1 protein-coding gene is annotated in these 550 nt (G+C 48.5%); it reads left to right on the top strand.

Annotation, left to right across the window (positions count from 1 at the left end; all coding sequences use genetic code 11):
• Positions 1-499: TetR/AcrR family transcriptional regulator (locus tag M3090_RS15580; RefSeq protein ID WP_249057785.1), on the top strand; the 499-nt coding region annotated here is incomplete at its 5' end.
• Positions 500-550: the final 51 nt, after the last annotated feature.

Genomic DNA, 550 nt, shown 5'->3' with positions numbered 1-550 from the left:
GGGCATCGTCTATTATTTTCCGCACAAGCTGGACTTGTTCATGGCTGTGGTGGACAAGTATGTGCTGCAAATACACAAGCCGGACAACAAGTTTGCCGCTCCCGCCGATACGCTGGCGGAATTTATCGGGCAATACGTGGCGGGCGTCTCCGCTTCCATGAAAAGGATTCTCGAACTGATTGGCGACAACCACAGCCCGCATGATTGCAGCCTTAATTCCTATTACTTCCATTTTCTCTCGCAAGTGCGCATGTACTATCCGGACATCAAGCAAAAAATCGAGCGGATTTTCCAACTGGACTATGAACTTTGGGAGAAAGTCATACAGAAAGCGAAGGAAAGCGGAGAAATCGGGAGCGACACGGACGTGAAGAAAGCGGCAGCCCTGTTCCGGCAGATGTTTCTCGGACTGTCCTACGAACAGGCGTTCCTGAACGGTCTGGACGTGGACGAACTGGAGAAAAACTTCCGCTATATCTATTCCCTGCTTAAAGCCTGACGCCGTTTAGTCTTTTTAACTTCCATATTTTGAACGATTGTTCAAAATATA

Origin of the sequence: Bacteroides sp. ET71 (genome assembly GCF_023336905.1) — a bacterium.
GTDB lineage: Bacteria > Bacteroidota > Bacteroidia > Bacteroidales > Bacteroidaceae > Bacteroides.
This window is presented reverse-complemented; position numbering and strand designations above follow the sequence as displayed.